Annotated in this window: 22 protein-coding genes; 4 read left to right on the top strand and 18 right to left on the bottom strand. The window is 47.9% G+C overall.

What is annotated here, in order from left to right:
• Nucleotides 1–32 precede the first annotated feature (32 nt).
• From FO446_RS14990 to FO446_RS14970, 5 genes are read right to left on the bottom strand one after another with little or no spacing between them, the layout of a single operon-like run.
• Nucleotides 33–1,499 (bottom strand): aldehyde dehydrogenase, encoded by a 1,467-nt coding sequence (locus tag FO446_RS14990; RefSeq protein ID WP_173607661.1) that lies wholly within the window; start codon nucleotides 1,497–1,499, stop codon nucleotides 33–35.
• Between the two features lie 10 nt (nucleotides 1,500–1,509).
• On the bottom strand, nucleotides 1,510–1,971 hold the full coding sequence (locus FO446_RS14985) for a RidA family protein (protein ID WP_237898378.1): 462 nt from the start codon (nucleotides 1,969–1,971) through the stop codon (nucleotides 1,510–1,512).
• On the bottom strand, nucleotides 1,968–2,972 hold the full coding sequence (locus FO446_RS14980) for an amidohydrolase family protein (protein ID WP_221868644.1): 1,005 nt from the start codon (nucleotides 2,970–2,972) through the stop codon (nucleotides 1,968–1,970). Before FO446_RS14980 ends, FO446_RS14985 begins: the two co-directional genes overlap by 4 nt.
• Entirely contained in the window at nucleotides 2,963–3,499 is a 537-nt protein-coding gene (locus FO446_RS14975; protein ID WP_173607659.1) for a 3-hydroxyanthranilate 3,4-dioxygenase, read from the bottom strand. The genes FO446_RS14980 and FO446_RS14975 overlap by 10 nt, the downstream gene beginning before the upstream one ends.
• Before the next feature lie 28 nt (nucleotides 3,500–3,527).
• Nucleotides 3,528–5,015: a 4-hydroxyphenylacetate 3-hydroxylase family protein gene (locus FO446_RS14970; RefSeq protein WP_232772911.1), complete on the bottom strand. Its 1,488-nt coding sequence runs from the start codon at nucleotides 5,013–5,015 to the stop codon at nucleotides 3,528–3,530.
• A gap of 353 nt (nucleotides 5,016–5,368) precedes the next feature.
• Here FO446_RS14970 and FO446_RS14965 point away from each other — a divergent pair, with 353 nt between their 5' ends.
• Together FO446_RS14965 and FO446_RS14960 are read left to right on the top strand one after the other, a co-directional pair.
• Nucleotides 5,369–6,016, top strand: coding sequence for a Crp/Fnr family transcriptional regulator (locus FO446_RS14965; protein WP_173608350.1), 648 nt, complete (start codon nucleotides 5,369–5,371; stop codon nucleotides 6,014–6,016).
• Between the two features lie 25 nt (nucleotides 6,017–6,041).
• Nucleotides 6,042–6,674 (top strand): Crp/Fnr family transcriptional regulator, encoded by a 633-nt coding sequence (locus tag FO446_RS14960; RefSeq protein WP_330873218.1) that lies wholly within the window; start codon nucleotides 6,042–6,044, stop codon nucleotides 6,672–6,674.
• A 65-nt stretch (nucleotides 6,675–6,739) separates the two neighbouring features.
• Here FO446_RS14960 and FO446_RS14955 read toward each other — a convergent pair whose 3' ends face one another.
• Nucleotides 6,740–8,695, bottom strand: coding sequence for an elongation factor G (locus FO446_RS14955; protein ID WP_237898374.1), 1,956 nt, complete (start codon nucleotides 8,693–8,695; stop codon nucleotides 6,740–6,742).
• 509 nt (nucleotides 8,696–9,204) lie between these two features.
• On the opposite strand from FO446_RS14955, the gene FO446_RS14950 reads away from it, so the two are divergent.
• Nucleotides 9,205–9,402, top strand: a complete 198-nt coding sequence (locus FO446_RS14950) for a hypothetical protein (RefSeq protein ID WP_173607655.1) — start codon at nucleotides 9,205–9,207, stop codon at nucleotides 9,400–9,402.
• On the top strand, nucleotides 9,399–10,592 hold the full coding sequence (locus FO446_RS14945) for a winged helix-turn-helix domain-containing protein (RefSeq protein ID WP_237898371.1): 1,194 nt from the start codon (nucleotides 9,399–9,401) through the stop codon (nucleotides 10,590–10,592). The genes FO446_RS14950 and FO446_RS14945 overlap by 4 nt, the downstream gene beginning before the upstream one ends.
• 206 nt (nucleotides 10,593–10,798) lie before the next feature.
• Here FO446_RS14945 and FO446_RS14940 read toward each other — a convergent pair whose 3' ends face one another.
• From FO446_RS14940 to FO446_RS14885, 12 genes are all read right to left on the bottom strand, one after another.
• Nucleotides 10,799–11,272, bottom strand: a complete 474-nt coding sequence (locus FO446_RS14940) for a DUF4358 domain-containing protein (RefSeq protein ID WP_173607653.1) — start codon at nucleotides 11,270–11,272, stop codon at nucleotides 10,799–10,801.
• A gap of 5 nt (nucleotides 11,273–11,277) precedes the next feature.
• Nucleotides 11,278–12,417 (bottom strand): DHHW family protein, encoded by a 1,140-nt coding sequence (locus tag FO446_RS14935; RefSeq protein WP_237898369.1) that lies wholly within the window; start codon nucleotides 12,415–12,417, stop codon nucleotides 11,278–11,280.
• 15 nt (nucleotides 12,418–12,432) lie between these two features.
• Nucleotides 12,433–13,839, bottom strand: coding sequence for an MBOAT family O-acyltransferase (locus tag FO446_RS14930; protein WP_237898361.1), 1,407 nt, complete (start codon nucleotides 13,837–13,839; stop codon nucleotides 12,433–12,435).
• 21 nt (nucleotides 13,840–13,860) lie between these two features.
• Nucleotides 13,861–14,547, bottom strand: a complete 687-nt coding sequence (locus FO446_RS14925) for a GDSL-type esterase/lipase family protein (protein WP_221868446.1) — start codon at nucleotides 14,545–14,547, stop codon at nucleotides 13,861–13,863.
• Between the two features lie 113 nt (nucleotides 14,548–14,660).
• Complete coding sequence (locus FO446_RS14920) at nucleotides 14,661–16,481, bottom strand: sensor histidine kinase (protein ID WP_221868445.1); 1,821 nt, start codon at nucleotides 16,479–16,481, stop codon at nucleotides 14,661–14,663.
• A complete protein-coding gene (locus tag FO446_RS14915; RefSeq protein WP_173607648.1) occupies nucleotides 16,478–17,152 on the bottom strand; it encodes a response regulator transcription factor in 675 nt (224 codons plus the stop codon). Before FO446_RS14915 ends, FO446_RS14920 begins: the two co-directional genes overlap by 4 nt.
• Nucleotides 17,153–17,351: 199 nt before the next feature.
• A complete protein-coding gene (locus FO446_RS14910) occupies nucleotides 17,352–17,576 on the bottom strand; it encodes a hypothetical protein (RefSeq protein ID WP_173607647.1) in 225 nt (74 codons plus the stop codon).
• A gap of 3 nt (nucleotides 17,577–17,579) precedes the next feature.
• Nucleotides 17,580–17,897 carry a heavy metal-binding domain-containing protein gene (locus FO446_RS14905; protein WP_015891250.1) on the bottom strand — a complete coding sequence of 106 codons (318 nt, stop codon included), beginning with the start codon at nucleotides 17,895–17,897 and terminating at the stop codon, nucleotides 17,580–17,582.
• Between the two features lie 9 nt (nucleotides 17,898–17,906).
• Nucleotides 17,907–18,668: a CPBP family intramembrane glutamic endopeptidase gene (locus FO446_RS14900; protein WP_221868444.1), complete on the bottom strand. Its 762-nt coding sequence runs from the start codon at nucleotides 18,666–18,668 to the stop codon at nucleotides 17,907–17,909.
• Between the two features lie 15 nt (nucleotides 18,669–18,683).
• Nucleotides 18,684–19,469, bottom strand: coding sequence for an ABC transporter permease (locus tag FO446_RS14895; protein ID WP_173607645.1), 786 nt, complete (start codon nucleotides 19,467–19,469; stop codon nucleotides 18,684–18,686).
• Nucleotides 19,469–20,386: an ABC transporter ATP-binding protein gene (locus FO446_RS14890; RefSeq protein WP_173607644.1), complete on the bottom strand. Its 918-nt coding sequence runs from the start codon at nucleotides 20,384–20,386 to the stop codon at nucleotides 19,469–19,471. The genes FO446_RS14895 and FO446_RS14890 overlap by 1 nt, the downstream gene beginning before the upstream one ends.
• Before the next feature lie 32 nt (nucleotides 20,387–20,418).
• Complete coding sequence (locus FO446_RS14885) at nucleotides 20,419–20,613, bottom strand: PLD nuclease N-terminal domain-containing protein (RefSeq protein ID WP_007729128.1); 195 nt, start codon at nucleotides 20,611–20,613, stop codon at nucleotides 20,419–20,421.
• Nucleotides 20,614–20,620: the final 7 nt, after the last annotated feature.

Genomic DNA, 20,620 nt, shown 5'->3' with positions numbered 1-20,620 from the left:
ACGGCTCCCTCCCTGATTTGCTGTTCTTCTCGCTATAATTTTAGGGTGACTGTCTTGACCTCGGAGTAGAATTCGAAGCTGTGACGCCCGCCTTCGCGGCCAATCCCGCTGTCCTTGGCACCGCCAAACGGAGTTCGCAAATCACGCACATACCAGCAATTGATCCATAAAAGACCTGACTTCACCCGATCAGCCACGCGATGCGCGCGCCGCAGATCGTTGGTCCAAACGACTCCTGCCAAGCCGTAAGCCGAATCATTGGCGATCCGAATAGCGTCCTCTTCTGAACGAAATGGAATGATCACGATGACCGGACCGAAAATCTCTTCCTGCGCCACCCTCATTTTGTTGTCTACATCATAGAGAACGGTTGGCTCCAGGAAATTGCCGTCACCCAGCCCGCTGATCCGTTTTCCGCCGTAACCGAGTTTGGCTCCTTCTTCCAGTCCGATCTGGATGTAGTGCTCCACCGTTTCCAAGTGACTGCGGGACACCAACGCCCCCATATCTGTATCTGGTTCCAGAGGATTTCCCACCTTGATTCTTTGAACAGCCGCCAAAAATTTGTCCAGAAACTGATCATATACGCTTTCTTGTACCAACAAACGCGATCCCGCCAGACAAATCTCGCCCTGGTTGCGGAATATCGCTTCAACCGACCCTTTTACCGCTTCATCAAGATCGGCATCCTCAAACACGATATTGGCTGATTTGCCTCCCAATTCGAGCGATACCGGAATCAGGTGCGAAGCGGCATTCTGCATGACAATCTTTCCAGTGTTCGATTCTCCCACAAAAGAGATCCGGCGCACATGGGGATGCGTCGTCATTGCCGTACCGACAGTCCCGCCAGGACCAGTGATGATGTTGAGCACGCCAGCAGGCAAACCCGCTTCATTGGCAATCTCACCGAGCATCACCGCCGAGAGAGGCGTGTACGAAGCTGGCTTTACCACGACGGTATTTCCTGCCGCTAAAGCAGCCGATGCTTTCCAGGTCATCTGCATAAAGGGCAAATTCCATGGAATGATCAGACTTGTGACACCTGCCGGAGCATATTTGGCGTAGGACATAAAATGGCGCATTTCATAATGCTCATGGACCGTGTATTTAGCCATTTCGGCAAAGAAGCGCAAATTGGCTGCCGCTCTCGGAATATCGAAGCCCCGGCTTTCTTTGATCGGCTTGCCGACATCAAGCGTCTCCACCAAAGCGAGTTCGTCCACACGCTCCATCACCAGATCAGCCATTTTGCAGAGAATCTTGGCTCGCTCATCTACGGACCTCTCACTCCAAACGCCTGACTCAAACGTACGCTGCGCCACGTCAATCGCCCTTTTTACATCCTGTTCACTTGCATTGGCCACAGAAGCCAGCTTGAGATTTGTCGCCGGATTGATCGTATCAAAGGTTTCACCGGAAACAGCGTCCACGTAAGCTCCGTCTATGAATAGCTTGGCGCCTTTTATTACCGGGTTTTCCTTGGCAGTATGACTCATGGGAATCCTCCTAATTCTCGATTTCCAAGATCATCTCTACTTCTACGGCGTTATTTAGCGGGAGCTGGGCCATCCCTACAGCGGATCGCCCATGCCTGCCTTTCTCGCCGAATAGCTCCACCAACAAATCGGATGCCCCATTCATGACTGTAGGCTGATCGATGAAAGCTGGGTCGCTGTTAACGAATCCGAGTATTTTGACCACTCGTTTGATTCTCCTCAGCTCCGCTAGCTCATGTTTGGCAACAGCCAGCAGATTGAGCATACACTGCCTGGCAGCCATGTAACCTTCCTCTGTCGTGACATCCTGTCCCAGCTTCCCTCGATATTCATTTGTCCCTTGTCCTGCCAGAAAGAGGAGATTGCCCACTTGGACACAACCGACATAATTACCGGCAGGCTGTCTCGGTTCAGGCAGGTCTAAGCCCATAGCCTGTAGCCGTTGTTCCGGTGTTTCAGTCTGATGCTTCACAGTGCTTTCATCTCCTTTATGTTCAGGAAGCGAAGCGCGTTTTCACCCAGCAACGCCCGCTTCTGTCCGTCAGTCAGCTCCAACGTATGATCGATGACTTCCCCGGGAGGTGTTTCACGAAGCAGGAAGGGATAATCCGAGCCCATCAAGATCTTATCTTCGCCAAAGCGCTTCATCATGTATGGAATGTTCAGTGGGTCGTATGTCAAGGAATCAAAGTAGAATTGTTTCGCGTACACACTAGGCGGTTGTTCGGTCAGACGCAGATGCGGCCATACCTTCCAGCCTTGGTCCAGCCTGGGGAGAATATAAGGAAAAGAGCCGCCGCCATGGGCAAAGCAGATTTTCAGGCGCGGAAACTTCTCGATCACACCTCCCAAGATAAGACTTGCTGCGGCAAGCGCTGTCTCACTTGGCATCCCGACGGTGTACATTAAGTTGTGCCGCGGCATTCGTTCTCTGCCCAGTGTCTCCCATGGATGGACGAAGAGTGGCACATCCCATGTCTGACACATTTCAAAAAAAGGAATCATTCCCGGGTCGTCCAGATTGTTGCCATTTACGTTGGTACCGATTTCGATCCCTCTCAGGCCTAGCTCGTGCATGCAGCGATCCATTTCCCGAATGGCTGCCTCGGTGTCCTGCAAGGGAACTGTCCCCAATCCGATGAAATGATTCGGATGTTGGTTGACTGTCTTTGCAATAAAATCGTTTTGAATCCGCGCCATCACTTCTGCTTCGGATGCCGGGGCCCAGTAGGAAAACGTGACCGGAATAGGTGACAACACCTGCATATCCACGCCTTCTTGCTGCATGTCATGAATCCGTTTTTGGGGATCCCATACCTGATCCGTCACTTCGCGAAATACTTTTCCCCCGACCATGATAGTTGCCCCGCATGTGCAAGTGCGGTGCAGAACTGGCCAGCGCTCTCCATGAAATCGTTCAGCCAGATTAGGAATATCCTCTGGAATGATGTGGGTATGGAAGTCTACTCGCATTTCCACTCACTCGCTTCCGGAGACATGACGTGCCCGCATTTTTGGCATGTACGCAGCTCCAGATTACTGTTGAAGCCTTCGATCGCCTCTTTTACCTGCACCTCTATGTTGGTCAGTTGAATCCGTACGCGATGCATTTCGTGGTCGCAGTTATCACAGTACCAAGCAAAGTCCTCCAGTTCTCCCTCACTTCTGTTGCGCTCAATCACAAGGCCGATGGTATCCGCGATCCGGTGTGGGGAATGCGGGACATTCGCCGGAAGAAGGAACATTTCCCCTTCTCTGACCGTAATGATCTCGCGCTTTCCATCCTGATTTATGATCTCTACGAAGCAATCACCCTTCAGCTGGTAAAAGACTTCCTCGGATGGATCAATGTGAAAATCCCGCCGCTTGTTCGGCCCTCCCACTACCATGACCATAAGCTCTGCATCTTTCCAAATCACCTTGTTATTCACAGGTGGCTTGAGCTGATCGATGTGATCCTCGATAAACTTCCACAAATGGATAGGTGCCAATGTACCCATGCTCTATTCCCTCCCTGTTTTACCTTGTTTAAAGAACCTGCTCCGTCTGCGATGCCGATTTGGCAGCAAAAACGCTAAGCGCGTCATCCACCATCGTGCAAGCATGAGACTTCTTGTAGTTGTTGTAAAAAATCGCCAATTTACGCACCGGATCACCGGTATAGTACCGCTCGTATTGCAGCAAACGCTGTCCAAAGGCTTCGCCGCACAGGTCCCAAGCGAGCTTAAACAGGCGAACCCGATCTGTACCGGAGATACCCTTTCGTCCCGCATAAAACTTTTCCATATCCTCCGCCAACTCGGGATGCACCATATCACTGTCTGTCGGGGACATGAGCAATCCGCCTGCTCCAATAATTTGGATGACTTCGATCGCCCGCGGGTACAGCTTCGGAAGCAGTCCGCGAATGGTTTCGAGCTGTACATAACCCGGCATGAGCTCGCCCGACGGCAAGGTCTCGTACTCCAGCTCTGCTGTCTTTAGCAGCGCTCTGACCGATTCCAGCGATTGCGCTAGCTCCCCGAGATGGTTTTGGACATTCGGATAGACGTCTACCCCGATGGAGTCTGCCAGCCGCATGGCAACTTCCGTGGCAAATTGGAGCTTCAACAGTCCTCTCACCCCTGTCTGGTGCGCCGGCTGTTGTCCGATACCTGTCTTTGGATAAAGCAGGTTGGCTGCTTCTACATTGTTGTACAGAAATAAGCGCTCCCAAGGCACGAGTACGTCATGAAAGACAAGAACAGCATCCATTTCTTCGAAGCGAGATGCCAATGGATGGTCATAAACGGAACGAATCCCATCCTGCATGGGCTCTCTACAAATGATCCGCAAGCCTGGCGTGTTAATCGGTATGGCAAATGCCAAGGCATAACGCTCATCTCCTGGCTGGAACCCGGGGAACGAGTAAATGATGACTTCATCCGTGATCGGCGCCAGTGTCGCAAGCATTTTCGCTCCTTTGACAATCAGTCCTTCCGGCGTCTCCTCTACTGCCCCCAAATGGGTGTAGACATCGTTTTGTTCGTGCGAGGACTTGCTGCGGTCATTTTGCGGATTGATAATCGCATGCGTTAAAAACAGGTCTTGATCGCGAACATACTTGTAATAATTTTTCACATTTTCTGCCCACTGTGGATTGTACCTTTCCAAGAAAGACGCATTGCTGTATAGCGACGTCAAGACGATATTGAGAAAATCCGGCGTTCTTCCCATCAAGCCAAAAGTGGCTTCCGCATAAGCTTCGTACACGGCTCGTTTCGCCTGCAATTCCTCAGGGGTCTTTGCAACGAGAAAGGCGTTGTTCACACGCTCACCCGTCTCCTGACAAATATGGGTAATCTTTTCCTGGTATTTCTCGTCATGCTGCATGTCATACAGTTTGGCTATTTCCTGAATCGGCTGTCGAAAAACGGCTTCCTCACATACATTTGTCACCTTTCTGCCTTGCAGCCAAATCTCCGGTTGCCGTGATTTCAAGCCCCGAATGTATTGGTCACCTGTACGGATTCCCACTACCATTCCTCCCTGTAGATTTTTGTTGGTTGAGCCGTTTTTGATCTTAAATCGCATTATAATGTCTGTCTCTTCTGAAAAATGTAACCCACTTAACATCACGGCTGAAAAATAGAAACGGAGTGGGAAAGTCGAATGGCTCACCTGGTTCATCGGCAAGTGAGTATGTAAACGAATTAACATCATTTCTGTTTTTCTTTCGAATGCACATCCTTTTCACGTTGAAATATTGGTAAGGAGCTTTTTATTTTCATATAATCAAGAGTAGTAAATTCAGAAAATTAAGACTCAATATGGGTTGGGGTGGATGCTTAGAGGAGGCAAGATCATGGTTAAGGAAAGGAGCGGCGATGATGGTATCCCCTTTTGAAACTGATTTGAAATGGGAAACCCTTTTAGAATACGGTACCCGCCAATTTGTGAAAAGAAAAACGGCTATCTATCAGCAAGAGACGATGGGAGAAGGTTTTTATTATCTTCATAAGGGTTTGGTGAAGATAGTGACCTCTACCTTCAAGGGGAAAGATCGCCTGGTGAACATCGTAGTACCTGGTCAAATTATGGGACTTCAAACGATGGATCAACAACCTCATTTCACTACGGCTATTGCTGTAAAGAATGCAGTCGTCTACCATTTCTCCTGTTTGCAATTCCTCGAAATGTTGAAGGCACGCCCTGAACTCTTGTCTCTTTTCACCCAAACAATCAATCAAAAAATGCGGATTCTTTTAACCGCCATCAACTTGAAAGCGCTAACTTCGGAAGAGCAAATTGCTCGTCTCCTGCTCAACATTTGTGAAGACTTTAAAAACCACGAGGTTCCCCTCACTCAACAAGAGCTGGCTGAATGTGCTGGCCTCACCCGTATTACTGTCTACAAGATCCTGAAGGCATGGAAGGAAAATGGCATCATTGAAATCAAAAACCGATCCTTTGTCGTCAAACGCCCAGATATGTTGAAGCCTCCACAACTCACGGCAAATACTGCTCGCACAGTGTAAGCAAATCATGTGAAAGGTGGTCACAATGGCCTGTCTCCGCTATCAGTGGACCCCGTACCTCATGTATGGCAAGAAGATCGAAATGGAAAAACACACAACGATCTACCATCAAGGCAATGTGGGAACTGGATTTTATTATCTTGACAAAGGGAGCGTAAAGATTACGCTGTTATCTGAAAACGGACATGAGCGGACTATCGATTACATTCCCACAGGTGGGTTGTTTGGGGAGCACGGCGCCTACAACGGCTCATACCTGACATCAGCCATAACGACTTCTCCTTGCGTCATTCACTTTTTCTCCGACGAGGTCTTATCGCGCATATGCCAAGATCACCCCCAGTCGGCAGTGATCTTCACCAATTCACAAATCTATAAGCTCCGTCTCCTCGCTGAAATCATCGCGTTTACTGACAGTCCCATTGAGCTTGCGATGGCTAATTGTCTGCTCAAACTAATAACAGTGTACGGAAATAATGTTATTCCTATCGATCAGTTGTCTTTTGCCCGCTATATTGATACGTCTCGCATGACGGTGAACAAGACTTTGCAGAAATGGCGACAGCAAGGCTTGATTGAACTATCTGAGCGCAGTGCCATTCGAGTTGTAGATGTAGAGGGATTGCGTGGGATTTACTCTCGCATCCAATGTAAATAGGGCGAAGCCTCATCAGGCTCGCCCTCTGCATTACAAATAAATTAATACAGCCTGTTCATTTCTGCTCAGAGCAGATGCATCTTGGCTTCTGCCTCGTCCCACGGCACCGAATAGCCAGCACCTTTGGCGCAAAAGATCGAGGAGGAGGTATAAACAGGATCGGCATCCTTTTTATAGCTTATCCTTTCCAACACTTCCTCCGCGTTATGGCAGCGATCGTATCCGCCAAATACACAGCGGATGCTGCCTCGTCCATGCGTGAAAGAAGCGAATTCGGTGCTGTAATTCATAAATGTTGCTACGGGTACCCTACCCGTAATGACCGCATGCGTATCCGACATCTGTGGTGGCTCGAACGAACCTGAGGCGCGCTGAACATCCGAAAGTACCCTCCCCATCTCGTTCACTCCCACCTTTATTTTGAAGTCGTAGTAGGGTTCTAACAGCATATTCTCCGCTTTTTCCAGCCCCTGCCGCAGTGCGCGGAAGGTGGCCTCACGAAAGTCGCCCCCATGCGTATGTTCGTTATGCGCTCGGCCTCTTAGGAGCGTAATTTTCATGTCGATGACCGGCATGCCTGTCAATAGCCCATGATGCTCCCGTTCATAGAGATGAGACCGAACTAAATTCTGGTAGTTAAAACTCAGTTCATCAGGATGACATACGCTAGTGAAGCGGATGCCGCTGCCTCGCTCTCCCGGTTCAAGCATGAGATGTACTTCCGCGTAATGCCGGAGTGGCTCGAAGTGCCCATATCCCGTCACGGCAGACTGTATCGTTTCTTTGTACAGGATTTCCGGTTGACCGAAAGAGACAACAAAACCGAAGCGCTCCTTCACAACCTGCTCCAGCACTTCTAATTGGATCAGACCCATAACGCGAATGTGAATCTCTTGCAAACTCTCTTCCCAAACCACATTCAAAGACGGGTCCTCCGCATTCAGAATGCGAAACGCACCGAGGACTTGCTGCACATGAAGCGAATTGTCAAATAGTACTTTCGACTGTAGTGTCGGTTCAGTCTCATAAGTAAACTTGTCTGAGTAGACCCCCACCCCTTGTCCAGCTTCGGCTTCGGACAAGCCGACAACCGCGAACAAATCGCCAGCAGCTACTTGTTCAACCGAGTGTGATTTCCTACCAGTAAACAATAAGATTTGTGTAATCTTCTCTTCGTACCGAAGTCCACCGTTCTCATAGCTGAGCAACTCCCGGACCTTCAGCTTGCCACTCAGCGCTTTGACGAAAGTTAGTCTCAATCCGTTTGCTGCGTGTCGAATTTTATAAACGCGCCCCCCGAATGGAGCCGTTTCGTCATAAGACGCAGTTGTCAACGAGGACAGTTGATCCAGGAATTCTACAACGCCATCATCCTGTAGTGCCGAGCCGTAGGTACAAGGGAAAAGCTGACCTTCTCGTATCATCTCTTGTAAGGCGCCCAGCCAGAATTCTTGATCGTCCCTTTCCTCTAAAAATGCTTCCAGCAGTGAGTCGTTTCGCTCTGACATCATTTCCCGTAGTCCTTCGCTGACAATACCGTTGACGAAATTGTCTCTGATGCAACAAACATCCCCAGTCAACTGACTGCGTATCTCCTCTTCTGTCCTGCTGGCATCCGCGCCGATCCGATCTGTTTTATTGATGAAGAAAAAGGTCGGTATCCGATGTTTGCGCAACAACTCCCAGACTGTCTCAGTATGACCCTGAACACCTTCTACCGCACTGACAATGACGATAGCGTAATCCATGACCCCGATCGCCCGCTCCATCTCGGAGGAAAAATCGACGTGTCCAGGTGTGTCGATCAAATAATAAACGTCGCCCTTATGGTGCATAACCGCCTGATCGGCGAACACGGTAATGCCTCTTTTCCTCTCAATATCATGGCAATCCAAAAAGGCATCTTGATGATCCACCCGGCCCCGCGACCGGATACTGTTTGTATGGTATAGCAACTGTTCGGCGAAAGTAGTCTTGCCCGCATCCACATGGGCAAACAAGCCGATCGTTAGACGCTTCATGTTATCCCTCTTCCATAGCTACTCGACTGCAAATTCTTTTCTTATTAAAACATAATAATGGAGAAGAAGAATAGTTGATTAAGGAATGATGCGAGGGTCTAGCGGTATGTACACCAAGGATGGCGAATTATTCCCAGGCAGCCAAATGTAGACCAGCTCTAGTGGGTGACTGGCGTGGAATCTGTTCGTACATTTCATAGAAAAAGACCCGCGTTACCTGCTCGTGGTTGTCCACCTTGGCTAACTGGAGCTCGGTGGCTCGATTCGAATATAACGATGATAGAGAAGGCCCCCCCTGTGGGTCACTCTGCAACTACACTCATTCGCATTCCATGCCAATGGATTTTTACTGTTCCGTAAAAATAAAGGGTTAGATTGGCTGCCAGTTATTTAACTTGCGGGCAGTTATTTTTCAATAGCTCTTGTTTTTATGCTTCAGACAATGGTAAAATATCACAGGAACATCAGTTCGTATTTTGTGTATTTTCCTACAGATAGGGGGAATAGGCGTGGTTGACATCGTTGAAAAAGAGCAATTTTCGATTATTGGAAAATTAGGAAAGGGGTTTGCTCCTGAAGCTCCCCAATGGGTACCGCCATTATGGCAAGAAGCAAATCGTAACTTTATTGTGATAAGCAACTTCGCCATCCATCAGCATGTGCAAGCTGCTCCCGTTTGTTTGGTTAAGGAGTCGACGCATACATGATCCAATTGACGAACCGCCAAGCACGGCAATTTCTGTTAATGAAGCACGGGCTGTTGGGCGAATATCAATTTACCGGAAAGCAAGGCGTAATGGATTTTGTGCGGCAGGTCGGTTGTATTCAATATGATCCCATCGATGTTTGCGGAAAAAACGCCGAACTGGTTCTGCAGTCGCGAATCAAAGGATTTACCAAGAATATGCTCGACGAGTTGCTGTATCAAGATAGACTCCTGATCGATTATCCTGACAAGAATCTGGCTATTATTCCGATCGAGGACTGGCCGTATTTTGAGCGATACAGGCAAGCCGCCCGACAACATGCCAAGCGCTATCCCCAAATGGAGGTTTTGACAGCGCAAGTACGGACTCATATTCAAAATCACGGTACGATAAGTTCGGATGAACTGAAATTGGATGGAGATTTCACTTGGCAATCGGCGATCCACTGGAGCAGCGGAAACAATACATCGCGATCGGTGCTAGAGCAGATGTACTCGACAGGTGAGTTGATTATCCATCATAAAAAAGGAACGCGTAAATATTACGATATGGCTGGGAAGTACATACCGCCAAACCTGCTGAATTCGCCGGAGCCACTGGAGGACGAGCTTGAGCATCACAAGTGGCGGGTACTGCGTCGAATCGGTGCTGTTGGCCTTTTATGGAACCGCGCATCCGATGCCTGGCTGAATATATGGGGATTGAAAGCGGAGCAGCGCAACGAGGTTTTCCGCCAACTGTTACACGAAGATCGCATTGTTGCTGTTGCCGTAGAACAAATGAAGGATATGCTATACTGTCGCACGGAGGATTTGCCGCTTATTGAAACTGTCCTGCAAAATCCGGCACCGAAATTACGCTGCGAGCTGATTGCTCCGCTGGACAATTTGATATGGGACAGAAAGCTGATCAACAAATTGTTTGGCTTCGATTATACTTGGGAGATTTACACGCCTGCAAACAAACGGAAATTCGGCTATTATGTGCTGCCTCTATTGTATGGAGAGAGCTTCATCGGACGAGCCGAGGTAATCGTGGAACGAAGAGCCAAGACGCTTGTTGTTAAAAACATCTGGTACGAGAACGACATAAAGCCAACAAAGCAATTGCGAACAGCTTTGAACATTTGTTTTCAAAATTTTGCATTATTCAACGGATGCGAGACGATTTCGATAGAGAACAGAGCCTGAGGTAACAGTAAAAATGTCGAAAGGCGGCAATCATATAAATATCAGCCGCCATCTGTAAATCGCTAAGATTGATGAATTATTTTCTTTTATAATTTGAAAGCTAACGGAGAACGTTAATTTGAATAATAAGCATAACACTAGCGGTAGTCTAAGACTTTATTTCCAAGGTCTTAAACCACCGCTTTTTCTTTTTATAGATCAGACATTTACTTCATCGCTTCGTCAAACACAGATTCTATTTGATCCACCTCTTTTGACACCGCGAATAAAACAAACGGCCCTTTCGTCTTCAAAACATGCTTTTCGATGAGAAAATACTCCTCTGGGCGATAGTCTTTTAATTTGATTGTTTGGGCCTCGATCCGTTGCTGGATTTTCTCTGTTACATTTTCGGTGTCGCTCGCATCTTTGACTTTAATGATAGCCAGTTCCTCTGCTTTCACATTGGATGAGGCCGTAAAGAGGATAAAATCCTCCACTTTTTCTGCGTCGATGTGATACAGCTTTTGAAGTTTCTCCAGATCCCCTTGCTTCATATCCTGAAAACTTACAGTTTGTTGCATTCTTTCTCCCACTTTTGCAGCCGATAGTTCTTCAGAAGTCCCGCCGTCACTGGAGCATCCGGCCAACATTCCCATTCCGATAGCAACCATAAGCAGTACAGACAAAAATCGCTTCATTTTATTCACTCCATGATGTTCAGAATAGAGGTGTCTTCAAAAAACGTTTGGACGTTGTAAAGGAATAGCATGTCATGAAACTGCCGATCTTGTATGAGCTTTCCTACGGATTCCTCATAATATCGAAGGTCAACGACATCAATCTCTGCGAAGTGTTCGGCCAAAAAAGGTATCAGGCTATTGGCGTACGAATCTTTCACGATCAGCAGCTTTTTCCCGTCAGGATGGTCGGTTGTAATTCGGACCAATGCATGATTGCCGTTCAGGAATACGGCATACTTATCCTTTTTGGACAGGTTGTCCATCTGGTACAAGGAATCCTCAGTACGGCCTTCGTCCACGTACTCCACCTTCTTTTTGCTTGCCTCTTTCGGCAGATAAAGATCGATGAGATCAGGCTGCAGATGACGAAAGCCGCTTTTCGAATAGAGCGATCCGTAGAATGCATCCGTCACCTGCAGAATGTTGAACGCAGCTTCGTCTTTCGGAACAAACCCCATCTGTTTGCACAACACCCGGTAAGCATCATAAGCGCCTTTGCTCGTCCAATGATGATCCGTTTTATAAAAAATGTTATCTTCACGTCCGGCATACAGCGCGGGATAGATATCAACGAAGCGAATATCAGGTGGAAGCAATTGCCGTACTCGATTCAGCGCAGCATGTTCGTCACCCATTGGTGCGTAGTCGGGGAGTTTATCCCGAAGCAAAGCCGCGGCGGTCGGTACCAGCATGATGTACTTACGAAGGTCGGGCGTTGTCTGGTGAATCGACTGGATGGCCTGAACTCTGTCATTCACCTCGGTGTCTAGTGGCGATGAGAAATGTTGAATCAGGTACCCATCCTTGCCCAGATAAACACCATTGCTGTCCTTTTTGCCCATAACACGATCTGCATCCGTTTTTAGCCCGATCCAAACGTCCCGGAAAGCAAATTGATCGGTGATATAGGTCTCGTAATCAGAAGTGAACTTCCCCGCCAGCAGTGATCGCAGCGAAAATGGCGGCCTCTTTTCGAGCACCCTGTTTTCCGATTCCGAGAATGCCTGATCAGGGGTCAGTATGTTCAAAACAGCCACTATGAGGATAAACAGCAAGAACATCAAGCCCGTCACGGCTCGTGTTTGTTTGTCAGAGCTGTTCAAGACAACTCCCTCCCCTCAAAACCGAAAATATAAGAATGGATTGTAATCCTCAAAGACCAAATAAGCAGACGACAAAACCAAACTGATGATAGAAAATGTCAAAGCAGCGATCATGCCAACTGAATTCCATCGGGCTTTCATTTGCTCCAATCCTTTCCGGGGCAGCGGTGTCGCGCATAAGGCCAACAGAACGAGCAATCCCCCATACGTCGTCAAGTCGTAGAGCGCCTGACGATCCACCCATTCGTGCGACCCGAAACCAAACATCGTACGGATGAACATCCACGCGGAAGGTAACTGTTCGAATTCAAAAAGGACCCACCCGACAACGATAATCAGCAACGTATAGAGATGTCCCGCCCAGTTTGGCCAACGCTTCAGCCATGTCAGTAAAAACAGCTTCTCAAGCGCAACGAAACAGCCGAAATACAAGCCCCAGACGATAAAGTTCCAGCTAGCCCCATGCCACAGACCAGTTAAGAACCATACGATCAAGAGGTTACGGAACTGCTTGCCCAAGCCCATCCGATTACCGCCGAGCGGAATATAGACATACTCCCGGAACCAGGAACCGAGGGAAATATGCCATCTGCGCCAAAATTCTGTAACGCTTCGTGAAATATAGGGATACTTGAAGTTTTCTGGAAATTCGAAACCGAACATTTTGCCGAGTCCGCGCGCCATATCCGAATACCCGCTGAAGTCGAAGTAAATTTGAAACGTAAACGCCAGGATGCCGAGCCACGCGGACAGGACAGTCAAGTCTTCCATCGGCGTCGACTTCACATTGGTCCATAAGAGTCCGATATTGTTGGCGAGTAGCACTTTTTTGGCCAATCCCCGGATGAACCATTCCGCTCCTTCTCCGAACCGCTCCAACGTCACTTTACGAGAGACCAGTTGCTCCGCGATATCTCCATATGTAACGATAGGACCTGCGACCAGTTGGGGAAACATCGTGACGTACGTGCCGAAAGCGACAAAATTTCGTTGTGCTGGCACTTTTCCCATGTATACATCCACTACATAGGACATCGTTTGGAACGTATAAAAAGAAATACCGACGGGTAGTGGCAGATCAGCCACCTGTATATGCAAACCGAATAGATCATTCACATTCGAAACGACAAACCCGGCATATTTAAAGAAACCGAGAATCGCCAAACTGCCGCAGATGGAGCCGAACAACACTGCTCTGGCGATCGGCTTGCGGTGACTGTACTTGTCGATCACAAGCCCGTTGATATAATCAAATACGGTTGTAAAAATCATGATGATGATATATATCGGTTCACCCCATGCATAAAAGATGAGGCTCGCTGCGAACAGAACAGCATTTCTTAAATTTTTAGGCGACCCATAATAAACGAGCAGTACGGCGGGCAAAAATTGAAACAGGAAAATCAGACTGCTGAATACCAACGTTCGTTTCCTCCCGAGCCGTTATTTTGCGCTCTTCTTACGACCCAGTTCATCTTTTATGTAATCGAGCAGGATCGGATAGAACTCGGCTTTGAAATGAATGCCGTCCGCATCGTACATCTCAGGAAGATCGTCCACAATTGATGACACATCGATGTATCCGACTTGTACCTTGCTTGCCAGCTCCTTCAGTCCCTTATTGTAGTCGTCGATATTTTGATAGCGGGGCTCCGCTTTTTCTGCCTTTTCGGTAACAGGGGTAACGGATAATATCGTGATGGACGCCTCAGGAAGCCTTTCTTTGATGCGACCGATCAATTGGGCGTAGTACGACAACGAATATTCCTTGGGATGGTCGGTCGGCCATAAAATGTCGTCCGAACCCAGCTGGATAAAAATATGCTCGGGCTTTCGCTTGACCAATTCGTCCACATCTTCCAGCGCGAATTCAGCCGTTTTCCCCGCACCGGCCAGCACGTTCTCCTCTTTCAGCACATCATGGTAAGACAATCCCTCCGTAATCGAATCTCCTAGAAAAACGCTTTTCTGATACAGTGATGCATATGAGGTTTGCTTCGCAGTGGAGATGTCCTCGACCTGCCTGGTCATCTCGGGAGCGGGTGGTTGTCCATTGCTGCCACACGCCGCAACCGATAAGGCGACCATGGCGAACAGTGTAATACTCATCATTTTCCTTTGCACTTTCATCTTTCCCCTTTCTTCTTGAACAAGGTAAAGAGTAATCGTCAAAGATCAAGATCAGATGCAGATCGTGTGCAGATTAGGTAGAAATGCAATAAAAAAAGTGCAGAACCGAGGTTCTACACTTTCGTTTTCTTCAATTCAAAATAGAACAAGACGCCTTCCTTCGTGTTCATTGCCCCATAGAGCGCCCCATGAAGTTCTAGTATCTGTTTGGAGATCGCCAGGCCCAATCCGGTTCCTCCCGTCAAACGGTTGCGGGAATGCTCGACTCGGTAGAAACGATCCCATATCTTCTCCAACTGCTCGCTCGGAATCTGGACGCCTTTGTTTTCGATGCAAATCTTGACAGTATCCTCCCCTTCAACCGTCGAGATGACAATTTCCTCTTTTTCCGGTGTGTAGCGAATGGCGTTTGTCAGGAAATTCACGATCACCTGCTCGATTCGATGCTGATTGGCGATAACCTCGACTGGGATTAAACGGTGGTGCAATTGTAACTGCTTGCTGGCGAGGTCCGGTATCAACCTTACGCAGATTTGCTCGAGTAGCCCATCAATCCGGAACGAATCCATCTGCATTCTATACGTACCGGATTCATATTTTGCCAATTCCAGCATATCCGCAACCAGCATGTTCATCTTCTTCACTTCATCTTCCATCGCAGCAAAATAGTAATCTCGCTTCGGGCTATCTGCCTTATCCTTCAAAATGTACAGGCAGCTTTCCATAATGCTGAGCGGAGTTTTCAGCTCATGCGACACGCCAGCTATAAATTCCTTGCGCGTTTGCTCCAGCCGCTTTTCTTTCTCAATATCCTGCTCCAGACGGACAATATGGGCATGCAGCATATCCGAAAGCCGATTAATATTCCGTGACAAGCTGCCGATCTCATCCTCCGTTTTGATCGGAATTTTTTCAGAGAAGTCCAGCTTGGCCATTTTTTGCGTCATGTCGTCCATTCGGAGCAAAGGAGCTGCTATTCTGCGGGAATAATAGAAGGAGGCGAGCAGAATGAGCAGCAAGGTACCTGCAATGATGTAGCCATAATAACTTCTCATCACCCCTGCAGCTTCGTTTACGGGCTGCAGTGATGTCATGGCAAACAGATAGGCGGGTTTCCCTGTTTGATCGGTCACGCGCTCAACGAATATTTTGTAATCGATATTGTTCTCTTGGTAGTCCGTTATGGTGCTTGTTTGCTCCACAACATCTCCGTATAGAAGATCCGCTTGAAAAGCTTTCACCCGTTCAAGAAATAAGCGGTTCATATAGCGGGATACATCCGCGCCTTGCGGTGTTCGGACCTGCGTGATGGTTCCACGAAACAAAACGCTGGGATAACGCTCATGGTATTCGGTGCCACTCTTGAATCTCGGGACGACCTCATACTCTTTTTTGACGAGTTGCTGATTCTCCAGTTGATCTTCCTCTCTGAGATTGGAGACACTCCTCCCGATCCGTTGCGCAAACCATTGATTATCGAACATGATCCCTTCCATGGCAATCTGTTGTCCCGCTTTCACATAAGTATCTAAGAAGGGGTTATCGGAGCTTACATCCTCCACATCCATGACCGTGTACAACGGAACGACAATCGACTTGCGAGAGAGAGCTGGAGCGGCGTCCGAGTTATCCAAACGGACCTCCATCTGGAAATCGTCCGTGTATTTCAACTGGCCTCTGTCATCCAATCGAGCAAACCAGGCATTCGTCTTTTGATAAAACTCCTGTTCCTTCCTGACCTCATCCTGGGAAGCCCCGTCATGAGTCAACTCGTTTTGCCGATAGGATTGAAGGGCTTCTTTCACCTTTTCTACCTTTTGATGAACATAATACTGCTCGAAAAATACGGTTTGTCCGATAAAAATGCTCGCGATCACAGACAGGCATAATCCGGTCGTGAGCAGAAACAGCTTGCGTACAATGCTCGTTCTCATGGCCGGTCCTCGAATTTATAACCGGAACGAACAACAGTGACAATATGCTTCGCCTGCTCTCCCAGCTTGGAACGCAAATTCCGAACATGGCTGCTGAGTGTGCGATCCTCGCCGACAAAGTCGTAACCCCAGATTTTTGTAATGAGCTGTTCTCTGCTGAGGATGATGCCCTTGTTTTTCATCAAGTAGGCTAAAATTTCGAATTCCGTGTGCGTTAGGCTGTAGTTCTTTCCCTCAATCGAAACCGTTCGGGACGGCAAGTGAATCGTAATCCCGCCGCCGGACAACATATCCCCAGGTTCTTGCATTTGCCGGTTTTCCAGCAACCGTTTGGAGCGTGCCAGCAGAATGGGTGGACTGCACGGTTTCACCACATAATCGTCTGCCCCGAGCTCAAATCCAAGCAACGTGTCATCCTCATCCGAACGAGCTGTTAACATCAGAATGGGGACGTTGGAAACTTTGCGAATGCGTCTGCATACTGACCACCCGTCCAATTCCGGCAGCATAACGTCCAGAATGATCAAATGTACTTCATGCTCCTGAAATAACGTCAGCGCTTGAGTTCCATCGCCCGCTTCCAACACTTCGTATCCTTCGTCCATCAAGTATTCCTTCATAATCTCTCGCAAAACCTGCTGGTCTTCTACAATCAGTATCGTTTTCGTCATGCTTATGACCTCTCGTCCCTCTATCTCTCCAAAAGATATTTTTTAGAATGTTATCATGACTTTGGGGTCGTCACAATATGGCACAGCGTCAAATCGACATTCGAGCTATCGTCCATACTGGGTGCACAACAAAAGCCAAATCTTGTCGTCTAACAAGATTTGGCCCGTTTCTACTAGAGCTGGAAGTCATCCTCACCGCTTATTTTTCAACTTTGTAATACCGATCCCCGGTCTTCGGATTGAAGTATACACGACGCTTTTCCTGACTTACTGGATCGATCGTCACTTCATTCGTCGGCTCAAATCCGGGCGGGACGACTTCTCCGTGGTCTTGGTGCAGTCGCTTGTCCTTGAATTTCGAAATGATGAGCAAGGTGATGAAAAGCAAGATCTGAAAAACGATGTAGGAAATGAAATAAATCATTCCTTACACCTTTTCAATGACAACTGCTGTACCGTATGCGACAACTTCCCCCATATTTCCCATATTTCCAGAGTCGTAACGACACATGACCACAGCGTTAGCTCCCATGGCAGTTGCGTTTTTTATCATGCGGTCAAGTGCTTGCTTGCGCGCGTCCTCCAGGAGCACCGTGTATTCCTTGATTTCTCCGCCAACTACTGAACGAAGACCTGCCATGATGTCTCCCCCAATTCCGCGTGCTCGAACGATTAAGCCGAATGTTGTTCCTTTCACTTCAACGACACGATATCCTGGAATGTTTTCTGTTGTTACAACGATCATTCGCTTCTCCTACTTTCTGCTTTTATTTTTAAAGATCACATGCAGCACGATGTCAGCGCTAAAATGACTAATGATCGCAGCTTCTAAACCGTAGCGCCAATATAGGAAGCCAAACAAGATGCCCATGATACCGTTTAGCAACAACGTCCATACAGTGACCACGTTACCTTTTCCGTACGTCAAGTAATTGGATGGGAGATGGGATACCGCGAAAACAATGGCGGCAACAAGGATGCCCAGCCAATAGGAAATTCCCAGCCACCCCATCTTCTGTACCAAAAATACGACAACAGTCATAACCCCTAGACGCATGAGCACTTCTTCGCAGACCCCTCCGTAAAAAGACGAGAGAAAGCCGAAGAACCGTGATGAAATCGGTTCTTTACCCATTAATGTGGTCATGTGTTGTTGAAAGAAAGAACGATCTGCCCATTTTACCAAAAGGCCTACCGCGATACCTGAACCAATCGATATGGTCCAAAACGACCAGATGGAAAAAGGCAGCTCCGCTCTGGACACCCAGTAATCGAGAATCCAGAGTCGAAGACCAGTAGAAGGCATGAGCCACAAGCCTATCGCAGTCGCCAAAGCCAGAAAGACACAACTCTGCATGATCATAATCGCAACCATGACGGAAATAGGCGGGACTTTGTTAGTAGAATAGATGGCGGCTTGCAACTGTACATGTTGGCGAATCGTGTTGGATTGAATAGGTATCGTGCATAGAGCGCACAGTACACTAACCAACCAGATTAGCCAAAAATGTTCCATTTCTACGCCTCCTCCTTAGATTTCTGATCGCTCCAAAAAGTACCAGCCCATAAAGAAAAACACGATGTTGAGTGTGAAGACACCTGCGAGGCCCGGTAAACCTGTGATGAATGCTTGCGCCAGCGTTGAGTTTTCTTGAATCACCATCATTGCCGCATTTGACAATCCGCCTGGAGACACCATATCCAAAAATTTACCGAGAAATTGTGGAACCGTGAAAATCAGGATATTGAATACAAGTGAGGCCCCACCGGCACCAACAGCATTGTTAAAAAAGCTGGAGGCGCACAGCGTTGTTGTGACGACAAGGAATAGATTCGGTATGTACATCAACGTACCGATCCATACGTGGGTCCAATCAAGTTTTCCGAAAAGGATCTCTGTATAGTAGGCAGTTATCCCCATCCCGATTAGCATGCTTGCCATTGTTAACGTGTAGTAGGTAATGGCTTTGGCGAGATAGTATTTCGCCCGACTGATGGGCTTGACGAATACCATGGATGCTACTCCAGAGGCTTTTTCTCCGGCAATGGACCCCATGACGATAAGGATTAGCACAAACGTGCCGAGTGAGCTAAATTTGCTAATCGCTGTCGAAAGTACTTCAGGAGCCGACGGGGTTGGAATTTTGATGACTGCCCCTTCCGGCAGTCCAGTGGAATTGGCCAAAATATCCGGGAGCATTTTCATCGTAATCGGTTGTGTAATCATTAAAGCAATAAACACAATCGGAATAATGAGTATCTTGTAGGTTTTGACCAATTCATTAAATTCTTTTCTGATCATTGGGTGGGAAGTCATCAGTTATTCACAACCTTTAGGAAAATATCTTCGAGGGTCGATGCGGACAAGCGATAATATGCCAGTGTCCCGCCAGTTTCCAAAAGAATGTGCGGCAGGAGTGCCTTGGCTTTTTCCATGTCATTGATAAGAACTTTGTAAATACCGCCTTCTTGGCTCCATTCCCTGATCCAGGTTAGCCCATTCAATACATCAGTTAAATCGATGTCCTGTTGATCAAGCTTGAACTCAATCAATGGCTCCACATGGTTTGCTCGCAGCTGATCCAAACTCGACGACAGCACCACCGTACCGTCCTTGATGATGACGATGTGGTCGGCGATTCTTTCGATGTCATCCAAAATGTGAGTCGACATGAAGACAGTCATATGTTGCTTCAACTTTTCAATTAGCAATAAGACGTCATATCTACCCATGGGGTCGAGCGCGGAAACGGGCTCGTCCAAAACGAGTAGCTTGGGGTTGTGGATGAGCGCCTGAGCAATACCCAGACGCTGTTTCATCCCTCCGCTGTAACCGCTTATTGGGCGGTTCCTCGCCTCATTGATTCCGCATAACTCCAAGAGTTCATCAGTCCGCTGCGCAATTGTGCGCTTGTCCAATCCATAAAGTCTGCCCACCCAATGCATCCACTCTGTCGCAGTCATGTAGTTATAAAAGGCTGGGATTTGTGGACAATATCCGACTTCACTTGTGACTTTATTACGGTCGGTCACGACGTCGTAGCCTACTACTCTCACTTTTCCTCCGGTCGGTGCAGCCAACCCGGTAAGGATGCGGATGGTCGTCGTTTTCCCGGCACCATTCCCCCCAAGAAAACCGACACAACCGATGCCATCGACGGAAAAGGTTACGTTCTTTAACGCTTTATGGTCTTTGTATTCCTTTGTGAGGCCTTCACATTCAATAACTCGCAAAGAATGTCAACCCTTTCCTCGGTTCTCTTGAGCTAGTCTTTTCTGCCTACAAAGAAATACACGATTGGACCCAAGGTGTTGATAAAGATAATGCCGAGAGCCCACGGCCATTTTTTTCCACCTGCAACTCGGTATGCTTCACGTCGAGCCAGGTCAATTAATGCAATAACTGCTAGGATCAATTGAATAGCAATGATAGGTGCAAGTAGCTGAATGTCAAATGGCATGGATAAA

The sequence above is a fragment of the Brevibacillus brevis genome, assembly GCF_022026395.1.
Taxonomy (GTDB): Bacteria; Bacillota; Bacilli; order Brevibacillales; family Brevibacillaceae; genus Brevibacillus.
Note: the sequence above shows the minus strand (reverse complement) of the source record. Positions and strands in the feature narration are given on the sequence as shown.

Excerpts from the sequence above, each read along its gene's own strand:
- FO446_RS14990 (WP_173607661.1), bottom strand. The coding sequence starts at position 1,499 with ATGAGTCATACTGCCAAGGAAAACCCGGTAATAAAAGGCGCCAAGCTA.
- FO446_RS14980 (WP_221868644.1), bottom strand. The coding sequence starts at position 2,972 with ATGCGAGTAGACTTCCATACCCACATCATTCCAGAGGATATTCCTAAT.
- FO446_RS14975 (WP_173607659.1), bottom strand. The coding sequence starts at position 3,499 with ATGGGTACATTGGCACCTATCCATTTGTGGAAGTTTATCGAGGATCAC.
- FO446_RS14965 (WP_173608350.1), top strand. The coding sequence starts at position 5,369 with ATGGTATCCCCTTTTGAAACTGATTTGAAATGGGAAACCCTTTTAGAA.
- FO446_RS14960 (WP_330873218.1), top strand. The coding sequence starts at position 6,042 with ATGGCCTGTCTCCGCTATCAGTGGACCCCGTACCTCATGTATGGCAAG.
- FO446_RS14955 (WP_237898374.1), bottom strand. The coding sequence starts at position 8,695 with ATGAAGCGTCTAACGATCGGCTTGTTTGCCCATGTGGATGCGGGCAAG.
- FO446_RS14945 (WP_237898371.1), top strand. The coding sequence starts at position 9,399 with ATGATCCAATTGACGAACCGCCAAGCACGGCAATTTCTGTTAATGAAG.
- FO446_RS14940 (WP_173607653.1), bottom strand. The coding sequence starts at position 11,272 with ATGAAGCGATTTTTGTCTGTACTGCTTATGGTTGCTATCGGAATGGGA.
- FO446_RS14925 (WP_221868446.1), bottom strand. The coding sequence starts at position 14,547 with ATGAAAGTGCAAAGGAAAATGATGAGTATTACACTGTTCGCCATGGTC.
- FO446_RS14920 (WP_221868445.1), bottom strand. The coding sequence starts at position 16,481 with ATGAGAACGAGCATTGTACGCAAGCTGTTTCTGCTCACGACCGGATTA.
- FO446_RS14915 (WP_173607648.1), bottom strand. The coding sequence starts at position 17,152 with ATGACGAAAACGATACTGATTGTAGAAGACCAGCAGGTTTTGCGAGAG.
- FO446_RS14910 (WP_173607647.1), bottom strand. The coding sequence starts at position 17,576 with ATGATTTATTTCATTTCCTACATCGTTTTTCAGATCTTGCTTTTCATC.
- FO446_RS14905 (WP_015891250.1), bottom strand. The coding sequence starts at position 17,897 with ATGATCGTTGTAACAACAGAAAACATTCCAGGATATCGTGTCGTTGAA.
- FO446_RS14900 (WP_221868444.1), bottom strand. The coding sequence starts at position 18,668 with ATGGAACATTTTTGGCTAATCTGGTTGGTTAGTGTACTGTGCGCTCTA.
- FO446_RS14895 (WP_173607645.1), bottom strand. The coding sequence starts at position 19,469 with ATGACTTCCCACCCAATGATCAGAAAAGAATTTAATGAATTGGTCAAA.
- FO446_RS14885 (WP_007729128.1), bottom strand. The coding sequence starts at position 20,613 with ATGCCATTTGACATTCAGCTACTTGCACCTATCATTGCTATTCAATTG.